This is a genomic window from Streptococcus sp. HMSC061D10 (genome assembly GCF_001808865.1).
In the GTDB taxonomy this organism is placed as follows: domain Bacteria; phylum Bacillota; class Bacilli; order Lactobacillales; family Streptococcaceae; genus Streptococcus.
The window spans coordinates 24,234-25,179 of record NZ_KV795030.1; the positions used below are offsets into that span (position 1 = coordinate 24,234).

At 47.1% G+C, this 946-nt stretch carries 1 protein-coding gene; it reads left to right on the forward strand.

The features are described from left to right. The coding region (locus HMPREF2728_RS09665) for a G5 domain-containing protein (protein WP_186822207.1) at positions 1–946 on the forward strand (946 nt) is incomplete at both ends.

The window sequence follows — 946 nt, forward strand, 5'->3', positions numbered from 1 at the left end:
AGAAGCCGTTGCTTATGATACTATTCATCAGGAAGATCCGGACTTGCTTAAGGGTCAAACCCGTGTCATTCGAGCAGGCGTAGCAGGTGAGCGCACTATTTTAACGGAAGTGACGACTGTGGATGGCAAGGAAGACCGCCAAGTCAAATCCAATACTGTGACTTTGGAGCCAATTTCCGAAATTATCGCAGTAGGTACTAAGGCAGAATCCACTTCAATTTCAAGCGAAGGTACACCAAGCTTGGTTGAGGTGAAACCAGAGCTTGAAGTAACGACAGAATCCATTGCTTATGATACTATTCATCAAGACGATCCAGACTTACTCAAGGGTCAAACCCGCCTTATCCAAGCAGGCGTAGCAGGTGAGCGCACGATCTTAACGGAAGTGACGACTGTAGATGGAAAGGAAGACCGCCAAGTCAAATCCAACACTGTAACCTTAGAACCAGTTACCGAAATCATAGCAGTAGGCACTAAGGTAGAATCCACCTCAATTCCAAGCGAAGGTACTCCAAGCTTGGTTGAGGTGAAACCAGAGCTTGAAGTAACGACAGAAACCGTTGCCTATGATACTCTTCATCAGGACGATCCGGACTTGCTTAAGGGTGAAACCCGCCTTATCCGAGCAGGGGTTGCAGGTGAGCGCACTATCTTAACGGAAGTGACGATTGTAGATGGCAAGGAAGACCACCAAGTCATATCCAATAGTGTAACCCTAGAACCAGTTACCGAAATTATCGCAGTAGGCACTAAGGTAGAATCCACCTCAATTCCAAGCGAAGGTGTTCCAAGTTTAGAAGAGGTGAAGCCAGAGCTTGAAGTTACGACAGAAGCCGTTGCTTATGATACTATTCATCAAGACGATCCAGACTTACTCAAGGGGCAAACCCGCCTTATCCAAGCAGGCCTAGCAGGCGAGCGCACTATTTTAACGGAAGTGACGACT